Genomic DNA, 18,545 nt, shown 5'->3' on the forward strand with positions numbered 1-18,545 from the left:
TCGTAGGAATTATGACTTTATTACAGGAAGTTAAATCGCGACTCTCGTTTGCGTATGGGGTAGCCCTGGTGGCTGCCATCAATGGGATGGCCCTGATTCTGCCGGTGCTGCAACGCGGCATCGCCCACTCCGATGCGGCGGGCGGTGTCTTTAACTCGTGGAAGGACGCCTTAAGCTTTTTAGCCTTGCTGGAAATCCCCGGATTTGTCGTCGGGTTTTTGCTGGTGCTGATGTCGATCGGTCTGTTGCTCAAGTCACGCATCAGTTGGTTTTTTTCGCTGCTGTTATTGATCGCCACGGTCTGCGTCGATTTTTTCATCGTGAAAAATCCCAACGGCGTGGCCTACTACTCGTTGTTCACCATCGCCCTGCTGATTTTTTACTGGCGCCGCTTTGATCACCACAGCCTGGCCACCGGCAGCTTCTTTGCGATCGTCAGTATCGCCTCGCTGATTGTCTACAGCACACTGGGCACGCTGTACCTGGGCGATCAGTTCACCCCCGAGGTCAACGACCTGCCTTCGGCGTTCTATTTCTCCATTGTGGTGATGTCGACCGTCGGCTTTGGCGACATCGTGCCGCACAGCACCGATGCCCGGCTCTTCACCGTCACGGTGATTATTCTGGGGATCACCATCTTCGCGGTGTCGGTGGCGTCGATTGCCGGACCTCTGATCAGCAACAACATTCAACGCATTGTCAAAGGCAGGATTACCCACATGGCCCGTAAAAATCATTACATCCTGGTCGGCACTGGCTCACTGGCGCAAAACGTCTATACCGGCCTGATTGATCGTGGCGAGCACGTCACCGTCATCAATGTTCCTGGCACCCAGCACGAACTGCCGGAAACCGCCGACATTATCGAGGGTGATCCGTCTTCAACCGCGACCCTCAAACTGGCCGGTGCCGACGAGGCCAAATACATCGTCACCTTGCGTGAAAACGATGCAGAGAATGTGTTCACCATTCTCGCTGCCAAGGAAGTGGCCGGCGACACCACCAAAATCATCGCGCTGGTCAACGAAACCGACAACATCCCCAAGGTCAAACGCGTGGCTCCGAACATGGTGTTGTCCCTGCCGTTGCTGGGCAGTGAACTGCTGGTGCGCACCCTGCAGGGCGACCAGATCGATAACAACCTGATCACCGAAATCTTCTTCGGCAAGCGCACGTCGCTGTAACCAAACGCCCTTTCGTTTTGCCCCGCAATGGTCTGGAACAAGGCCATTGCGGAGCCCCTCGCCCTGCCAGCGTAAAACATAAAACCTGTCCTACACTCCCCCGAACCTCATAACGGACATGTGGTAGGTGGGAACCATGGCTTTATTACAGGAAGTTAAATCGCGACTCAGTTTTGCCTATGGCGTCGCGCTGCTGGTGGCAATCAATGGCTGTGCAATGGTCCTGCCCGTGTGGCTACGCTGGCTCGCGCAGGCCGAAGCTGCGGGCAACTCGTTTCACTCATGGAAAGAAGCCCTGGGCTTTTTCGCCTTGCTGGAAATCCCCGTGGTCATCACAGGCTTTGTGCTTGTACTGATGTCATTCGGGCTGCTGATCAAGTCACGGATCAGTTGGTTCTTTGCTCTGCTGTTACTGCTGGCGGCGGTCTGCATCGACTTTTTCATCGAGAAAAAGCCCAGCTACGTCACTTACCTTTCGTTAGTCAGCATCGCCGTGCTTTTTTATGACTGGCGACGTTTTGACCACTACAGCCTGGCCACCGGCAGCTTTTTTGCAATCGTCAGCCTGGCCTCGCTGACCGTCTACAGCACGCTGGGCACGTTGTACCTGGGGGAGCAGTTCGCACCGCCGGTCACCGACCTGACCACGGCGTTCTATTTCGCGCTCGAGGTCATGACCACCGTTGCCTTTGGCGACATCCTCCCGCACTCCACCGTGTCCCGGTATTTTTGCCTGACGGTGATTGTGCTGGGCATCACTCTGTTTGCCATTTCCCTGGCGTCCATTGTCGGGCCGCTGATCAGCAACAATATCCAGCGCATCATTAAAGGCCGGATGACCCACATGGCGCGCAAAAAACACTACATCCTGGTGGGCGCCAGTTCATTGGCCCACAACGTCTACAAAGGCCTGACAGCACGTGGCGAGCATGTCACGGTGATCTGCGCTCCGGGCAGCCAGCACGATCTGCCAGACAAGGCCGACATCATCGAGGGGGACCCGTCGGCCACCGCGACCCTCAAATTGGCGGACGCCGGTGCAGCCAAGTACATCGTCACCCTGTCGGACAGCGATGCACAAAACGTATTCACCATTTTGGCGGCCAAGGAAGTGGCCGGCGAAAACACCAAGATCATTGCGCTGGTCAACGACACTCAGAACATCTCCAAGGTCAAACGCGTGAACCCGACCCTGCTGTTGTCACTGCCGCTGCTGGGCAGTGAATTGCTGATACGCACCCTGCAAGGCGACACCATCAACAACGATCTGATCACTGAAATGTTTTTCGGCAAGCGCACGTCACTGGCGTAAAACGTGTGTTCGCTGAAGAGTAAAGCGAGGCTATGACACCCGTCACAGCCTCGCCCTGCAAGCGGATTAAAGCTTCTTCAGGGTTTCCTGAGTAATGGCCTCAAGACCCTCTTCGGTGATGTTCTTCCAGACCGAGTCGGTCACCACCTTAGCGTTTTCGGTGACCAGGGTTTTCACGCTGTACTCAGGCGCGCCTGCGGGTTTGATCTGCAACAGCGACTGATTGCGTACGCCCTTGTCCAGCACCCCGTCGACACCTGACCATGACCAGAACTCAATAATGCGCACCTGCACCTTGTGCACATTACTGCCCGTTGGCGTGCTCACGACCTCATAACCGGCCTGACGGTAAGCACTGGCCACCGCATCACTCACCAACCCGGCCACCGTGCGGCCTTTGGGCAGCAGCACATCGCCAATGGCCCAATTGAAGTTGTTGCGTTTGCGCGCAATCGCCCGTTCGGTAATCGACTTGTCGTCAATATCGTCGTACTTCAGGGAAGGGATATCGAAACTGTCTGGTTTGATCTGAAAAACTCGCTCATCAACGGCACTGACAAACACCTTCTTGCCATTGCTCGGGGCAGACGTTTGCGTATTGCCCGGCGGCAAGACATCCACATCCACTTCTGCCCGATTAGTGGCGCAACCGGCCAGCAATACCAACGCTACAACGCCCAAAAATCTGCGAACCATCTTCATTGCTCCCTTTCTTAGTGTGCCTTCATTGGCACGGCCAAAAACTGGCCAAAAGGGAGTGTAGAAGACCGATCGCAGTTGGGCGTTATTGACTCAGGCCTTGGCCGCCATGGCGGTCACTTCTACACGCATGCCTTCAACCGCCAGAGCCGCTACGCCAACAGCGGCGCGCACCGGCCACGGCTTGGCGAAAAAGCGCTTGTAGACTTCGTTGAACGCCGCGCGGTCGGCCATGTCCGTCAGGTAAATCGTCAGGTGCAACACCCGGTCCATCGAACTGCCGGCCTTTTCCAGGGCAACCTTGAGTGCCTGCAACGTGCACTCGCTTTGCTCAGTGATCCCACCCAGCTCCAGACTGCCGTCAGCGCGGGTCGGGATCTGCGTGGAGACCAGAATCCCGGCAAAACCGGCAACATCCGAAGAGATGGAATCGGCGTCTGGATCAGGGGTGAAGGTAATGTCTTGGTGGGCCATATGAATCTCTGGGTCAGGGTGAATAAAATCTTCAGGTCTTGCTCATGCCCAGGCAATTGAGGCCTTGGGCAGTCAGTCGGTATTTCTGTACCGGGCTGCGCGGCGAAAGCGGATCCGTCATTTCAACGAGCCCGGCTGTCAACGCAGGTGACAAATAGTTACTGCGAAAGGTTGCCCGATGAGTCAGCCGCAACAGAGGCATCAGCTCAGCCGTTTTCAACCCCGTGCTGCCTTTTAATGCGTCAAGCAAGCGGATTACATGACTGCTTACTTGGTCGGTTACTTGATCGGTTACTTGGTCGGTCTGTTCTGCATTCAACAAGGCCTGCTGCAAGGCTTGCAGCATAAACTCCACAAAGGGCGTGGCCTGCGCTTGTTGATCGGCAGCCAGTAGCGCGGCGTAATAAGCCTCTTGCTGTTCGCAAATCACGCTTTCCACCGGTAGCCAGGCCAACACCGGGCGCCATTGACTGAGGATCAGTGTTTGCCATAAACGGCCCATACGACCGTTGCCATCAGCGTACGGATGAATAAATTCAAACTCGTAATGAAAGACGCAACTGGCAATCAAGGGGTGAAGCTCCGTCACCTCAAGCCAGGCCAGCAGATCATCAATGAGTGTTGCCACCCGACTCGGCGGCGGCGCCATGTGTACCAGCTTGTCACCGCGGTAAATCCCAACGCCACCTCGACGAAATTGGCCTGCGTCGTCAATCAACCCCAGCATCAACAACCGATGAGCCGCCAGCACATCAGCACGCGATGACGGACGCCAATCAGGCATGGCTTCATAGGCCGCAAACGCATTGCGGACCTCCTGAATTTCACGGGGCAAACCCAACACGCGTTTACCTTCCAGTACGGCCGTGACTTGCTCGACACTCAGGGTGTTGTTTTCAATCGCCAACGAAGCCTGGATGGTGCGGATCCGGTTACCCCGCCGCAGCTGCGGAGTCAGGGTCGCAGCGTGCAACGCCGACAACCGGCCAATCTGCTCGCTGATCTCGGCCACCAGCCCGAGCATCGGGAGAGTCAGCGACAGGGGTGGCTGGTAGCGGCTCATTGTTGATCCATCATGGGAGTATTCCGGTAAGCAATACGTGGCCTCATTAAAAACTAAAAGCCCGCCTCACGTCTGGCTAACTTAACCAACCGCCGCGCTGGCTTGTTCTACGGCGGGGGCGAGTTTAACACTGGGACGCGCTGCAGGCGGCAATCGACGGGCCGGGCAGAATGCGCCCAGAGCAAGATCTGCACACGCAATAAACCGTAGGAGCGAGCTTGCCTCGCGATCTTTTGATGTTGATCGCAGCCTTCGTGCCTCGTCAGCGACTACAGTCGCTGGAGATCACAAAAGCTGAAACACCGCTGACATCTCTTTGGGCTAAGTTGGCGGGCCTCTATCTTGCTGCTCCCGGACCTGCCCTCGCCCATGATTGTTGTCACCAGCGGCTCTGCCTACCTCGATATCGATGCTTACGCGGGGTGTATTGCTTTCGCCCAGTTGCTTAACCTGCAAGGCCTTGAGGCCAAGGCTATCAGCAGTGCCCCGCTCAACCAGAGCATCAGCCAGACCCTTCGCGAGTGGCCCGTTGCCCTAGATGCACACCCTGTCACTGAGCACGATCATTTCGTGATGATCGACATCAGTGACCCCAGCCATTTCGACACCTGTGTCGATACACGGCGTGTGATTGAAGTGATCGACCATCACCCGGGCTTTGAGTCGTATTGGCAAGAGCGGCTGGGCCCCCGCGCCGCCATCGAAGCTGTCGGCGCCGCCTGCACACAGGTGTATGAGCGCTGGGTCGAAGCCGGTCTGTTCCACGCAATGAATTCAAGCACCGCCGCCTTGCTGGCCACCGCGATTCTCGATAACACCCTGAACCTCAAGGGCCAAATTACCACTGCCCGCGATCTGCAGGCCTACGCAGCGCTGGCCGACAAGGCAGGATTGGCTCAGGACTGGCCAGCCCGTTACTTCAGTGAATGCCAGACCGCGATCGAGCATGACCTGCCTGCGGCGATCAACAAAGACCTCAAGCGCATGGATGCTCAATTGCCGCTGCCACGGGTGATCGGGCAGCTCACAGTATGGAATGCGCAGCACCTGTTGCAGACACAGCGGGCAACGCTGGTATCGCCCCTGCAAGCCCATGACCCGGACTGGCTGCTCAACCTGATCAGCATCGAAGAACACTGCAGCTACCTGTTGGTCGGCAGCCCGGCCAGCGCCGCGCACCTCGCTGAGTTGCTCGACGTTACCTTTGTCGAGCAACTGGCCAAGGTGCCCGGCGCGCTGCTGCGCAAGCAAATCCTGCGCGCGGCGTTGAAATTCGCCGACAAGCCATTGAGCAAGTGATCGACGATCAGCAGAAAATGATTTATTCCTTAAAAAATAACTACGCGTTTCGACAGGTTATTTAGGATATATGGAAAGATTAAAAGATCGCGAGGCAAGCTCGTTCCTACAGAGGGTGCGATACAAGCCAGTTTTGTAGTCGCTGCCGAAGGCTGCGATGTTTTGATCTTGATACATTGTGATTAGGCAAATCCGCTCCGGCCCCACAACGAATAGTTGTACGCGAGATTTATGATCGCCGTTTTATTCGCAAAAACATTTTTATGGGCGACTCCAAAACCACCAAAATCATCCCCAGAAAAATCACTAAAAACGCCACAAGCATTTCAAAATAAATTATTTGTCCATAAAAAATCACTGCAACACAAAACTGAGCCAGTGGTAGCACAAACTGCAACAGCCCCATGACACTCAAAGGGAGATTTTTTGCAGCGAATGCAAAGAGTGCCAAAGGAATCAATGAAACCAGACCACAGCTTAGAAGCAATGACCAATCAATTACAGTTAACCCTACAGGAACCTCTATTCCACCATCAGAATATAAAACCAAGGTAACAACCATAACGGAGAGCAATAAAGATTCAACAAACAATCCAGACACAGGATCTAGACGGGCCATTTTTTTCAACCACGTGTAAGCCCCCCACGTCACACCGATGCTTAAATACACACGAAAATCCAAGCCCGGCACGCTCAAAATCAGAAACAACACGCTCAACAATACAAAGAACAGGGCGACACCTTTAAATATGGATATAAACTCCTTATAAAAAACCAGCCCTAAGCCAATTCCAAACAACGGAGCAATGAGGTAACCCAGCCCACTCTCAAACACCCGAGAATGAATCGAAGCCCAAATAAATACCCCCCAGTTACAAGCCACTAAAATCGCTGCCGCGCCGTGCAGTGATATATCTTTCCACTTGATCTCCAACAACAAGCACTTAAGCTCTTTTCGAGCCAACAAAATCAACGTCACACTTACCGTTGAAAAAACAACTCTATAACTTAATAAAGCAAACGGGGACATTTCATCAAGTGCTTTCCAATAAAGTGAAGAAAGCCCAAGCAGTACATTTGAGATTATCGCCGCGAGCAAACCAGCCTTGGCTCCGGCGCGAGCATAACTCATAACAAAAATTTAGCGCACAACATAGACCCACTCCTAATAACTTAGTGCAACCCCCTTAAAAATATACTCACACTCAGCAGCCCGTTAAAATCGCTACCCCAACACAAAACACCATCCTCCAACGCCACTAACAGGTCAAGATAAAAAGCACCACTAAAACGACACATTACGACACACGAAAACTCAAACCACCACACCCCTTACCCTTAACACTCCAAGCCAACATATAACGACTTTTACAACGAGCACAACCCGAGTAAAACTGACGAACGGCACATATTCCCGCATACAAAACCAAACAAACACTCCATACAAATAAACCATGCAACAAATAGATATTTACGACTAAACACCACACTTTCAACACGCCACGCACAACAATCAAAACCATCAAAAACAAACTCTTATTTCTTAAAAAGAAACCTCGTTGCAAGTTAAAGGAAATGCAGAGTATAAGTTTCAAGACTTTTCCTACGCCAAACCTCGGCTCCTCCTACCCTCTATTTTTCATCACCCACGCATTCCCCCCTTTCTCTCCCACCGCGTTCACCGCTACCCTTACCCGCTCGCAATGGCTCGAACACGCACAGGATTTTAATGGACACTTCTTCACTCCCACTCGCAGCACAGGCCAGCCAGGATAAAGCCGGCAACGACTGACGCGTTCAGGTGATTGACCGTTCGACTATTTTGGCCCGGTAAGCGCCGCGCACCTCGCTGAGTTGCTCAAGCAGCCCCGGTAAACGCCGCCGCCAGTAACTGCTGGGTGTAGGGATGCTGCGGCGCGTCAAAGATGGTCTGTGTCGCGCCCCGCTCCAGCACTTGCCCGTCCTTGATGACCATGATGTCGTGGGCCAGGGCGCGGACCACCGCCAGGTCATGGCTGATAAACAGATACGTCAGCCCGTGTTCCCGTTGCAAACGGCGCAGTAACTCGATGATTTGCTTTTGCACGGTTCGGTCCAGCGCCGAGGTCGGTTCGTCGAGCAGCATCAAGTCCGGCTTGAGCACCAATGCACGGGCAATGGCGATGCGTTGTCGCTGGCCACCCGAGAATTCATGGGGATAGCGGTGGCGCACCGCCGGATCCAGCCCGACTTCTTCCAGCACGCTGATTACCGCAGTCTCACGCTCCTCTGCCGTGAGGTCGGTGTGTACGCGCAAGCCTTCGGCGATGATTTGCAGCACGCTGAGGCGCGGGCTCAAGCTGCCATAAGGATCCTGAAAGACCACTTGCATACGTTTGCGCCACGGGCGCATTTGCCGGGTATCGAGGTTCTCCAACGCTGTGCTGTCAAACTGGATCGAGCCCTGGGCCTCGATCAATTTGAAGATCGCTTGCCCCAAGGTCGACTTGCCGGAACCGGACTCACCGACAATCCCCAGGGTGGTGCCCTGACGCACGTTCAAGTCGATGCCTTGCAACGCCTGCAAGTAAGTTCGACGCCAGAACGGCCCGCCCAGCGCAAAGCGCACAGCCAGTTTGTGCACCTGCAAGAGGTTCGCTGAAGACGCTACCGGCAGCGGATCTCTGCCGGGTTCGGCATCCAGCAACTGCCGCGTGTAGGGGTGCTGCGGATGCGTAAACAGGTCGTCGCAGCTGGCCTGTTCGACCACCTCGCCGCCGCGCATCACCGCCACCCGCTGGGCGATCTGCCGCACCAAGTTGAGGTCATGGCTGATAAACAGCATCGCCATGCCCATTTGCTGCTGGAGATCACGCAGCAGCAGCAAAATCTTGCGCTGTACAGTTACATCCAGCGCTGTGGTGGGCTCGTCAGCAATCAGCAATTGCGGCTCGCAGGCCAATGCCATGGCGATCATCACCCGCTGCCGCTGGCCGCCGGACAATTGATGCGGGTAGGCCTTTAGCCGTTGCGCCGGGTGTTGAATACCTACCCTGTCGAGCAGCTCGATAATGCGCCGACGAATAGCGTGCCCATCCAGAGCCGTGTGCAGCCGCAAGGTTTCGCTGAGCTGACGCTCGATGGTGTGCAGTGGATTGAGCGAACTCATGGGCTCCTGAAAAATCATCGCCACCTGATTACCGCGCAGTTTTCCCAATCGGGCCGCATCCACCCCCAGCAACTCCTCACCGCACAGCCGGATGCTGCCTTCGGTTTGGCTGCTGGCCGGTAACAATTGCAGGATCGAATGCGCGGTCACTGACTTGCCGGAGCCGGACTCACCCACCAGCGCCAGGCATTCGCCGCGCCGTATGTCCAGGTCAATGCCACGGACCACCGGCTGCCCGGCAAAACTGACGCGCAAGTTACGAATTTCGATCAGTTGCTCAGACATTGGCAGCTCTCGGATCAAACGCATCACGACTGGCTTCGCCGATAAACACCAGCAAACTCAGCAACAACGCGAGGGTAAAGAACGCAGTCAGCCCCAGCCAGGGCGCCTGCAAATTGTTTTTGCCCTGGCTGATCAACTCGCCCAGCGATGCGCTGCCCACCGGCATGCCAAAGCCCAGAAAATCCAGGGCCGACAAGGTGCCGATCGCCCCGGTGAGGATGAACGGCAAATAGGTCAGGGTTGAGGTCAAGGCATTGGGCAGCACATGGCGCAGCATCACTTCAAGGTTACTCAGGCCCAGGGCGCGCGCCGCTTTCACGTATTCCAGATTACGCCCGCGCAGCACCTCGGCCCGCACCACGTCAACCAGGGTCAGCCAGGAAAACAGTGCCATGATGCCCAGCAACCACCAGAAACCCGGCTCGACAAACCCGGAGAGGATGATTAGCAGGTACAGCACCGGCAATCCGGACCAGATTTCCAGCAGACGCTGACCCAACAAGTCGACCCAGCCGCCGTAATAGCCCTGCAACGCACCGGCGCAGATGCCGATAAAGCTGCTGATCAGGGTCAGCGCCAGGGCAAACAGCAGCGACAGGCGCACACCGAAAATCACCCTGGCCATCACATCCCGCGCCTGATCGTCTGTGCCCAGCCAGTTTTCCCCACCCGGCGGGCTGGGGGCGGCCGTGCGCAGGTCGTAGTTGACCGTGTCGGCACTGAACTCAATCGGCGGGAACAGCATCCAGCCGCCCTGCTGCTTGATCATCTGGCGAAAATAAGCGCTGCGGTAGTCCGGCTGAAACGGTAGTTGGCCACCAAACTTCTGTTCGGTGTAACGCGACACCGCCGGGAAATACCAATGCCCCTGGCTGACCACCAGCAGCGGTTTGTCATTGGCCAGCAACTCGCCGCCCAAACTGGCGGCAAACACCGCCAAAAAAATCCACAACGACCAATAGCCTCGGCGATTGGCCTTGAAACGCTGCCAGCGGCGCTGGTTCACAGGAGACAGACTCAACATCAATAGCGCCTCGTCGAGAAGTCGATTCGCGGATCAATCAACCGATAACAGAGATCACCCAGCAGTTTGATCAGCAAACCGAACAGGGTAAAAATGAACAGCGAGCCAAACACCACCGGGTAATCGCGCGAGACCGCCGCGTCATAGCTCATGCGGCCCAGTCCATCGAGGCTGAACACCACTTCAATCAGCAATGAACCCCCAAAAAACACGCTGACCATGGCTTGCGGCAATCCGGCGACCACCATCAGCATCGCGTTGCGCAGCACGTGGCCGTACAGCACCTGCCGCTCCCCGGCGCCTTTGGCCCTGGCGGTGATGACGTACTGGCGCGACATTTCATCGAGAAAGCTGTTTTTGGTGAGCATGGTCAACGTCGCAAAACCGCCCACCACCAGCGCCGTGACCGGCAAGACCAAGTGTTTGAGGTAGTCCAGCACCTTGCCGGCGGCGGATAGCGAGGCGAAGTTTTCGGACACCAGTCCGCGCAGCGGAAACCAGTTCAGGCCACTGCTACCGGCGAACAACAGGATCAGCACCAAGGCGAACAAGAAGGCCGGTAAGGCGTAACCGATGATGATCGCCGCGCTGGTCCATACATCGAAGGCGCTGCCATGGGCGACGGCCTTGCGGATACCCAAGGGGATCGACACGCCATAGGTAATCAGCAAAGCCCAGAGGCCGAGCGAGAACGTGACCGGGAGTTTTTCAACGATCAAGTCGATGACCTTTGCGCCACGGAAAAAGCTGCTGCCGAAGTCCAGATGCGCGTATTGAGTGACCATCAGCCACAGGCGCTGCAAGGGCGGTTTATCGAAGCCGTATTGGCGCTCGATGTCAGCTACCAGACGCGGATCAAGCCCATGGCTGGTCGCTGAGCCTGAGGAAACGTCCATGGTTTCAACGTGCCCGCCGCCTACCGCGGAACCACTGCCCAGCCCCTGCAAGCGGGCAATGGCCTGCTCCACCGGGCCACCGGGGGCGGCCTGCACAATGGCAAAGTTAACCAACAGGATGCACAGCAAGGTCGGGATAATCAGCAACAAACGTCTCAGGCTATAAACCAGCATGGCTTTGCTCCTGCTGGCTTTGCATCTGCACGTTGGTCAATGGCTGCGCGCTGACTTGCCACCAGGTGTCCAGGCCGGCGTCGTAAATCGGCGCAGTGGCAGGTTGGGCAAAGCGGTTCCACCACACCGAGCCGGTGCCGCCACTGTAGAAATTCGGCACCCAGTAATAACCCCACTGCAACACCCTATCCAACGCCCGCGCGTAGGTGATCATGGTGCTGCGGTCGTTGGCTTTGGTCAGGCCACCGATCAGTTGATCCACCACCGGGTCTTGCAGCCCCATGTAGTTGTTGGAGCCGGGATTTTTCGCCGCCGCCGAACCAAAGTAATTAAACAGCTCACGCCCGGGGGACGCGGACACCGGGTAGTTCGCCACAATCATGTCGTAGTCCCGGCTGCGCAGTCGATTGATGTATTGCGCAGCGTCAACCGTGCGAAAATCCAGGGTCACGCCGATCTGTTTGAGGTTACGGATATAAGGCAAGACCAGCCGTTCGTAACCGCTGCCGCTGTTGAGAAACGTCAGGCGCAGGGGTTTGCCCGCCGCATTCACCAACTGATCGCCCTGAGGGCGCCAGCCGGCGGCTTGCAACAGGGCCAAGGCCTGCAATTGCTGGTCGCGGATGATCCCGCTGCCATCGGTGGCAGGCGGGTTAAAGATCTGGGTGAAGACCTCTGGCGGCAGTTGACTGCGCAGCGGCTCCAGCACCTCGAGTTCGTCGGCGTCGGGCAGGGTTTTGGCTGCCAGTTCGCTGTTGGAAAAGAAGCTGCGCTGACGGTGGTAGGCGTCATACATCAGGCTGCGGTTGGTCCATTCAAAGTCCCACAACAAGGCCAGGGCCTGACGCACGCGGCGGTCGGCCAAGATCGGGTTGTCGAGGTTGAACACAAACCCCTGAGTACCTTGAATGGCCAGGGGCGCCAGACGTTTTTTTTGCAAGCGCCCGTCATTCAGTGCTGCGCCGTTATAGGCGGTGGCAAATTGCGCCGAAGAACCGACCGTATTGAAGTCGAACACCCCGGCGCGCAAGGCCTCGACATCGACGCTGCCGTTATCGGCAAAGTACTCGATGCGCACCTGATCAAAGTTGTACTGGCCACGGTTGACCGGAAGGTCGGCGCCCCACCAGTCCGGCACCCGCTGCAAATGCACACTGCGCCCAGGATCAACCTTGACCACGCGATACGGCCCGCTGCCGGGCGGGATATCAAAACCCGCGCCATTGGCAAAGTCGTGCTCACGCCACCAATGCGCAGGCAGGACCGGCAAGGTCGCGATGTCCAGCGCCAGGGTGCGGTTATCGCTGCCGACGAAGTCAAAGCGCACCTGCAATGGCGACTCGACCACCACTCTGGCGACGTCGGCAAACTGAATGCGGTACTTCAGCTTGCCGTGGGTGGTCAGTTGCTCGAAGGTGTAGCGCACATCGTCAGCGGTGATGGGCGCGCCGTCGTCAAATCGGGCCTGCGGGTTGAGGGTGAAGCGGATCCAGCTGTGGTCCGGCGCCAACTCCATGCTCTGCGCGACATCGGCATACACCGTATAGGGTTCATCTTTTGAACGTTGGGCCAGCGGCGCGTAAAGCCAGCCATCGAGCTTGTCGACGCCCTGCCCTTTGTCCACATACGGCAGCAAATGATCAAAGGGCGATGTCTGCCCGGACAGGCTGAAGCTCCCGCCTTTGGGGGCATTGGCCTGCACATAGTCAAAGTGCTGAAAACCGGGCGGGTATTTCGGCGCTTCGCCGTAAACCGTCAGCGCCTGTTGTGGCTGGGCATGCGCCAGCGGCGCGCACAGCAACAGCAGCCCGGCACAGTATGCGAGTCGTTCAAACATGGTCGGCGTCCGCTGCGTTAAAGGTCGAAACTGACGTTAAGCGACAGCGTGCGAGGGGCACCGACGAAGATGTAATCCGAAGACAGGATGCCCCAGTACTTGTGGTCGGTCAGGTTGTCGACTGCGCCGCGCAAGGTCACGTTGTGGTTGTCGACCTTCAGGCGATAGCTCGCACCGATCCCGTACAAGGTGTATTCCGAGAGCTTCCAGGTGTTGTTGTCGTCGGCTTCGGAAGAGCCAGTGTAATGGGCGTCAGCATAGACTTTCAGGCCTTCGATCCCGGCCACCTTGTGGCTGACTTGCAGCACTTGCTGGAAGCGCGGCACACCGGACACCCGATTGCCCACCAGGTCGTCTTCGTTTTTGGTAAAGGTAGCGTCCAGCCAGGTGGAACTGCTGCTGAGGGTGGTGTTGTCGGTCACGTCGAGGTGCCCGTTGAGTTCTACCCCTTGGTAGCGCTGCTCACCATCCTGCACGTAATAGTTCTGGCTATTGCCGTATTCCGCGCCGCGTTCAATACGGAAAATCGCCGCCGAGCCGCCCCAGTTTTTACGATCGGTTTTCACCCCGACTTCGTATTGCTTGCTCTTGATCGGGTCGAGCACTTCGTTGGCATTTTTATAGGTGATGCCCGCCGTGCCGCCCGACTCAAGGGCCTCGACATAACTGGCATAGAACGTAGTGTCCGGGCGCGGTTTGTACATCAGCGCAACTGTCGGCGTCAGCGGCGTTTCGTGGTATGTCGAGGTACGGCTGCCGCTTTTGCCATAGGTGTCCTGGGTGTAATCGGTCAGGCGCAGTCCGGCCAGCAGCGACCAGCCATGGGTCAGGTCCAGGGTGTCGCTGGCAAACACGGCACGCTGATCGATGTAGGCCGTGCGGTAAGTGGAGTAATCAAAGCTGCCGTCATAGGTCAGACGGTCGGGGGTGTCGTAGAGGTTGTTGCCGCCGATATCGGCACTCAGGTAATTGAGGCTCGAACGTCGGGTCAGGCCTTGCCATGACACGCCAAACACAGCTTTGTGGTCAATCGGCCCGGTGCTGAAGCTGCCTTGGGCCATCGCCTGCACCTGGTCATAAATCGCGATACTGTGGCCGACGTTCAGGTTGTCCCGAAAATTACCGGCCTTGTCCAGCAGCGACATCCATTCAGCGGCGTACACGCGCTTGTCGCTGAAATGGCTGTAATCCACGCTGGCGGACCAGTCCGGGGTCACGTTCCAGTGCAAGCCGGTAGCGGCCAGCCAAATGCGCGACTGGAAGAAGGTGTCGTCAAAGGCAGACAGATCGGTGCGGCCACTGATGGGCTTGGGCAGTTTATCGCCGGTATAGCTACTGAGGTCGAAGTCTTGAATGCCGCCATTGATGCGGCGTTCCTGGTACAGCGTGTCGGCGGTCCAGGTCAGGTCGGGGGTAATGCGCGCATCGAGCGACAACGACGCCGAGTCGCGGTGCACGTTGGAATGGCTGTAGGTTTCACCTTCTTCGTGCACGGCGTTCAAGCGATAGCCAAATGTGTCGTCCGCCCCGACCCGGCCGCCCGTGTCCACATGCTCGCTATACACGCCATTGGAGCGCATGCCCGCGTCAACACTCAGCGTGGTCTCGTCAGTCGGCTTTTTGGTGACAAAGTTGATCACCCCGCCCGGCGCACCAAACCCGTACATAAAGCCCGAAGCGCCCTTAAGCAACTGCACGGAATCAAAGGCCTCCAGCGGCAGTTCGACGGTGGTCATGTAAATCGGCAGGCCGTTGATCTTGTAGCTGCCGCCGTCATCCAGCGGCAAGCCGCGCACGCTGATGGAGTAAGCGTTCAGCGAAAAGGTATCGCCGTTGGACACCACCGAGGTGTCTTCGGAAAACACCTTGCCCAGCGCCTTGATCTGACGTTCTTCAATCTCGGCACTGCTGACCTGGCGCGTCGAAAATGGCGTATCCAGCTCACTGGCACTGCCCAGCGCCCCGGCAATGATCTTTGGCTGCTCAACCTTCTGCCCGGTAACGGTCACGGTTTTCAGTTGTGGAGTGGTTGAGTCGGTTGGGGCATCGGCTTGCACGCTCAAGCCAATATCGCTCTGTACCCGGTGCAGTCCGGTGCCGCGCAGGGCCTGGTCGATGGCTTCGCTGGCAGTCAGATCACCGCTGACCGGCGCGCTTTTCAAACCGTGCAGCAAACGCTGCTCGAAAGAAATAGGCACCGCGCCCTGACGCGAGATGGTCAGCAATACTTGATCCAGCGGCCCGGTTGGCAACTCGAAATGGGCAACCTTGCCCAGCGCCTGGCCATCGGCCCATGCCGTGCTCAAACCGGCGCTGCCGACAATGCTCAATGCCACACCCAACGCCAACCGCGAAGCCCTTACGTAGCCCATACCCTGCACCTCATTGATTGTCTGATGCAGGTATGTGAAACAGCGCGGGGGAATTTATAGGGGGGGACAGCAAATTTTTTTAAAAAAATTTAAACCCGTGGCTCGATGCTGACCCAAAACGGAGTGTGGTAGCGCACGGTCACGGGCAACGAATGCTCCAGCAGTTGCAAAGTGCGGTCACTGTCATCGAGAAAATACAGGCCGCTGATGCGCAAACTGGCTATTTGCGGGCTAAGCACGATGATCCCGCGGCGATAACTGCGCAGACGCTCAACCACATCGGCGAGCGAACTGTCACGCACCTCCAACTGGCCATCGATCCAGGCGTTCTCGTAGCCGGTTGCCGGAGAGACACTCAGACTGTTTTTGCCATCAAACGTGGCACTTTCACCGGCTTTTACTATCTGTAGAAGCCCTGAGCGCGTGGTGATTTCAACCTGCGAGTGCAGCATGACGATGCGGGTTGAATCGTCGCGGCGCTGCACCACAAACCGGGTGCCCAGGGCCCGCATCCGACCATGCTCGGTTTGCACCACAAACGGCCTGCCGGCATCCCGGGCCACATCCACCAACAACTCACCGCTGCGCAACAGCAACAAACGCTCCAGCGCATCAAAGTGCACCTGCACCAGACTGCGCGCATTGAGGGTCAAGGCGCTGCCATCGTCCAAGGTCAACGAACGGCGCACTGCGGTGCCGGTCAGCAACTCGCCGGGCAATGCCACCAGCCCGTAAAACCGGCAAAGCCCCAGGCTCAACGCGCCCACCCCGACCACGGACAGGGTTTTGCCCAAAAAGCGCCGTCGACTCGAAGGGCTGTTGAGACTGCTCATCAGGCTCTGACGCGGAATCGTCCGCAGCGCATCCACCGGCAAACGGCTCAGACCGCCCCCCATACGTGCACACACCTCGGCGTGTCGCGGGTCACTCTCTCGCCAGGCCGCAAACGCTTGAAACTCCTCAGGGCTGGCATGCCCGGACTGCACCAGCGCCATCCATTGCGCGGCTTCGTTGATCACACGGCTGTCGATCGCACTCATGCTTCATCCATTACGGTGTAGATCCTTTTGAACGCTTGCACCATGTACTGCTGCACGCGGCTGACCGACACACCCAACTGCTGGCTGATCTCGGTGTACGTCATGCCGTCGAGCTGGTGATAGAGAAACGCAGCCTTGGCGTTTGCCGACACCCCATTGAGCAAGCGGTCGACGGTCAGCAGCGTCTCGATAATCAGCGCTTGCTCTTCAGGTGACGGGTGAACATTGCCGATTTGCGCGGCCATGCTTTCGCGATAAGCCTGCTCCAGATCGCGCCGACGCCAGCCTTCGTACATCAGGCGCCGGGCGATTGTGGTCAACAGCGCGCGAGGTTCGCGCACGGTAAACACATCACGCAGGCCCAGCACCTGCACAAACGTCTCCGATGCAATGTCCTCGGCGCCATGTGGGCACCCCAAATCCTTGCCTACCCTGGCACGTAACCAACGGTATTCGCTTCTAAACCATTGGCCGATCAGCAGACTGCGGGATTTATGATCGACATCCATGGATGACTCCAAACGAAGCAAGGTCAGCTGCCCGAAAAAGGGGGCCACTATGCTCCGAGCGGATAAAAACCCAAAAGAACAAAAAAACGTGATTTATTCCTGAAAAGAATAACTACACGTTTCGACAGGTTATTTAGGGTATAGATAAAAATCTCGGTCGGCAGGAGCTGCCGAAGGCTGCGATCTTTTGAAGTGGCGTTAAACCCCACTGTTCACCCCAAAGCGTAATCACCGTTCTTCGGTGTTTGGTCACAGACGCCAGTATTGGGATATTTCAATTGCCAAGATCAAAAGATCGCAGCCTTCGGCAACGCCTACTCATTACCTGTTAGTCCCTACCCTCTATTTTTCATCCCCCACGCATTCCCCCCTTTCTCTCCCACCGCGTTCACCGCTACCCTTACCCGCTCGCAATGGCTCGAACACGCACAGGATTTTAATGGACACTTCTTCACTCCCACTCGCAGCACAGGCCAGCCAGGATAAAGCCGGCAACTGCGGACGCGTTCAGGTGATTGACCGTTCGATTGTCTTGCTCAGGACGCTGGCCCGGCTCAAGCAGGGCGCGTCGGCGCTGGAGCTGGCCAAGCTGACGGGGATTGATCGCACCACGATCCATCGTCTGCTCAAGACACTCAATCACTGGAATCTGATCGAGTCGCACGCCGGTACGTACCGGATCGGCGCCGAGTCATTGATTTATTCGTCGGCTTATCTCAATCGCCTTAACCTGCGCAAGATCGCCCTGCCGTTCACCATTGAGTTGCAGCGTGTGATCGGTGACTTGCAGGCCATTGTCTCGCTGTCGATTCCGGTCGGTGATGAGGTGGTGTTGATTGAGCGGATGTGGACGCCGTCGACGCCGCTGAATGTGATTGTCGATCTGGCGGATCAATTCCCTATCGACGGCAGCCCCAGCGGACGGGCGATACTGGCCACTTACAGCGCCGAGCAGGCGCACGGTTTGCTCGGTGAAGAGCGTTGGCAACGGATCGATCGAGCCTTGCAAAAGATCCGCAGCGAGCAGGACTTTGCCTTCGGCCACGAAGAGTTCAAACCGGGCTTGCACTCGATTGCTTACCCGATTCGCCCCGCCAACGGCCATGCCGTCGGGGCGCTGGTCATCGCCGGGCTGGCCATGGAAGAACAAACCCACCCCGGCTCTGAGCTGGCCAGCCATCTGCGCCGTACCTGTCAGGGCATTGCTGCGCAAATGGCGCCCAACTAAC

Annotated in this window: 15 protein-coding genes; 4 read left to right on the top strand and 11 right to left on the bottom strand. The window is 57.1% G+C overall.

Annotated features, from left to right (window positions below):
• Nucleotides 1-11: 11 nt before the first annotated feature.
• Nucleotides 12-1,184 (top strand): voltage-gated potassium channel protein, encoded by a 1,173-nt coding sequence (gene kch, locus TU84_RS11530; protein ID WP_048369209.1) that lies wholly within the window; start codon nt 12-14, stop codon nt 1,182-1,184.
• A gap of 136 nt (nt 1,185-1,320) precedes the next feature.
• The gene (kch, locus tag TU84_RS11535) at nt 1,321-2,496 is read left to right on the top strand and encodes a voltage-gated potassium channel protein (protein ID WP_048369210.1); all 1,176 of its coding nucleotides are present in this window, start codon (nt 1,321-1,323) and stop codon (nt 2,494-2,496) included.
• A gap of 66 nt (nt 2,497-2,562) precedes the next feature.
• Here kch (TU84_RS11535) and TU84_RS11540 read toward each other — a convergent pair whose 3' ends face one another.
• The 3 genes from TU84_RS11540 to TU84_RS11550 form a co-directional block, all read right to left on the bottom strand.
• Complete coding sequence (locus tag TU84_RS11540; RefSeq protein WP_048369211.1) at nt 2,563-3,192, bottom strand: hypothetical protein; 630 nt, start codon at nt 3,190-3,192, stop codon at nt 2,563-2,565.
• A gap of 96 nt (nt 3,193-3,288) precedes the next feature.
• The gene (locus TU84_RS11545) at nt 3,289-3,669 is read right to left on the bottom strand and encodes a RidA family protein (RefSeq protein ID WP_048369212.1); all 381 of its coding nucleotides are present in this window, start codon (nt 3,667-3,669) and stop codon (nt 3,289-3,291) included.
• A 31-nt stretch (nt 3,670-3,700) separates the two neighbouring features.
• On the bottom strand, nt 3,701-4,732 hold the full coding sequence (locus TU84_RS11550) for a Fic family protein (RefSeq protein WP_048369213.1): 1,032 nt from the start codon (nt 4,730-4,732) through the stop codon (nt 3,701-3,703).
• A gap of 369 nt (nt 4,733-5,101) precedes the next feature.
• Between TU84_RS11550 and TU84_RS11555 the strand changes: the two genes are divergently transcribed.
• A complete protein-coding gene (locus TU84_RS11555) occupies nt 5,102-6,031 on the top strand; it encodes a DHH family protein (protein WP_048369214.1) in 930 nt (309 codons plus the stop codon).
• A gap of 229 nt (nt 6,032-6,260) precedes the next feature.
• Here the strand turns inward: TU84_RS11555 and TU84_RS11560 are convergent, their stop codons facing one another.
• From TU84_RS11560 to TU84_RS11595, 8 genes are all read right to left on the bottom strand, one after another.
• Nucleotides 6,261-7,163, bottom strand: a complete 903-nt coding sequence (locus TU84_RS11560) for an EamA family transporter (protein WP_048369215.1) — start codon at nt 7,161-7,163, stop codon at nt 6,261-6,263.
• Between the two features lie 726 nt (nt 7,164-7,889).
• Nucleotides 7,890-9,464 carry an ABC transporter ATP-binding protein gene (locus TU84_RS11565; protein ID WP_048369216.1) on the bottom strand — a complete coding sequence of 525 codons (1,575 nt, stop codon included), beginning with the start codon at nt 9,462-9,464 and terminating at the stop codon, nt 7,890-7,892.
• Complete coding sequence (locus TU84_RS11570; RefSeq protein ID WP_048369217.1) at nt 9,457-10,488, bottom strand: ABC transporter permease; 1,032 nt, start codon at nt 10,486-10,488, stop codon at nt 9,457-9,459. Before TU84_RS11570 ends, TU84_RS11565 begins: the two co-directional genes overlap by 8 nt.
• Complete coding sequence (locus TU84_RS11575) at nt 10,488-11,558, bottom strand: microcin C ABC transporter permease YejB (RefSeq protein WP_048369218.1); 1,071 nt, start codon at nt 11,556-11,558, stop codon at nt 10,488-10,490. Before TU84_RS11575 ends, TU84_RS11570 begins: the two co-directional genes overlap by 1 nt.
• Entirely contained in the window at nt 11,545-13,395 is a 1,851-nt protein-coding gene (locus tag TU84_RS11580; RefSeq protein ID WP_048369219.1) for an extracellular solute-binding protein, read from the bottom strand. Before TU84_RS11580 ends, TU84_RS11575 begins: the two co-directional genes overlap by 14 nt.
• A 17-nt stretch (nt 13,396-13,412) precedes the next feature.
• Nucleotides 13,413-15,767, bottom strand: coding sequence for a TonB-dependent siderophore receptor (locus TU84_RS11585; protein WP_053225216.1), 2,355 nt, complete (start codon nt 15,765-15,767; stop codon nt 13,413-13,415).
• An 89-nt stretch (nt 15,768-15,856) separates the two neighbouring features.
• Nucleotides 15,857-16,807, bottom strand: a complete 951-nt coding sequence (locus TU84_RS11590; RefSeq protein WP_048369220.1) for a FecR domain-containing protein — start codon at nt 16,805-16,807, stop codon at nt 15,857-15,859.
• Nucleotides 16,804-17,316 (bottom strand): sigma-70 family RNA polymerase sigma factor, encoded by a 513-nt coding sequence (locus TU84_RS11595; protein WP_048369221.1) that lies wholly within the window; start codon nt 17,314-17,316, stop codon nt 16,804-16,806. The genes TU84_RS11590 and TU84_RS11595 overlap by 4 nt, the downstream gene beginning before the upstream one ends.
• 439 nt (nt 17,317-17,755) lie before the next feature.
• Here TU84_RS11595 and TU84_RS11600 point away from each other — a divergent pair, with 439 nt between their 5' ends.
• Nucleotides 17,756-18,544 carry an IclR family transcriptional regulator gene (locus TU84_RS11600; RefSeq protein WP_048369222.1) on the top strand — a complete coding sequence of 263 codons (789 nt, stop codon included), beginning with the start codon at nt 17,756-17,758 and terminating at the stop codon, nt 18,542-18,544.
• Nucleotide 18,545 lies beyond the last annotated feature (1 nt).

It is taken from the genome of Pseudomonas helleri (assembly GCF_001043025.1).
Classification (GTDB): domain Bacteria; phylum Pseudomonadota; class Gammaproteobacteria; order Pseudomonadales; family Pseudomonadaceae; genus Aquipseudomonas; species Aquipseudomonas helleri.

Bases quoted from the DNA above. Each gene is read 5' to 3' on its own strand.
- kch (WP_048369209.1), top strand. From the start codon at position 12: ATGACTTTATTACAGGAAGTTAAATCGCGACTCTCGTTTGCGTATGGG.
- kch (WP_048369210.1), top strand. From the start codon at position 1,321: ATGGCTTTATTACAGGAAGTTAAATCGCGACTCAGTTTTGCCTATGGC.
- TU84_RS11540 (WP_048369211.1), bottom strand. From the start codon at position 3,192: ATGGTTCGCAGATTTTTGGGCGTTGTAGCGTTGGTATTGCTGGCCGGT.
- TU84_RS11545 (WP_048369212.1), bottom strand. From the start codon at position 3,669: ATGGCCCACCAAGACATTACCTTCACCCCTGATCCAGACGCCGATTCC.
- TU84_RS11550 (WP_048369213.1), bottom strand. From the start codon at position 4,732: ATGAGCCGCTACCAGCCACCCCTGTCGCTGACTCTCCCGATGCTCGGG.
- TU84_RS11555 (WP_048369214.1), top strand. From the start codon at position 5,102: ATGATTGTTGTCACCAGCGGCTCTGCCTACCTCGATATCGATGCTTAC.
- TU84_RS11560 (WP_048369215.1), bottom strand. From the start codon at position 7,163: ATGAGTTATGCTCGCGCCGGAGCCAAGGCTGGTTTGCTCGCGGCGATA.
- TU84_RS11565 (WP_048369216.1), bottom strand. From the start codon at position 9,464: ATGTCTGAGCAACTGATCGAAATTCGTAACTTGCGCGTCAGTTTTGCC.
- TU84_RS11570 (WP_048369217.1), bottom strand. From the start codon at position 10,488: ATGTTGAGTCTGTCTCCTGTGAACCAGCGCCGCTGGCAGCGTTTCAAG.
- TU84_RS11575 (WP_048369218.1), bottom strand. From the start codon at position 11,558: ATGCTGGTTTATAGCCTGAGACGTTTGTTGCTGATTATCCCGACCTTG.
- TU84_RS11580 (WP_048369219.1), bottom strand. From the start codon at position 13,395: ATGTTTGAACGACTCGCATACTGTGCCGGGCTGCTGTTGCTGTGCGCG.
- TU84_RS11585 (WP_053225216.1), bottom strand. From the start codon at position 15,767: ATGGGCTACGTAAGGGCTTCGCGGTTGGCGTTGGGTGTGGCATTGAGC.
- TU84_RS11590 (WP_048369220.1), bottom strand. From the start codon at position 16,807: ATGAGTGCGATCGACAGCCGTGTGATCAACGAAGCCGCGCAATGGATG.
- TU84_RS11595 (WP_048369221.1), bottom strand. From the start codon at position 17,316: ATGGATGTCGATCATAAATCCCGCAGTCTGCTGATCGGCCAATGGTTT.
- TU84_RS11600 (WP_048369222.1), top strand. From the start codon at position 17,756: ATGGACACTTCTTCACTCCCACTCGCAGCACAGGCCAGCCAGGATAAA.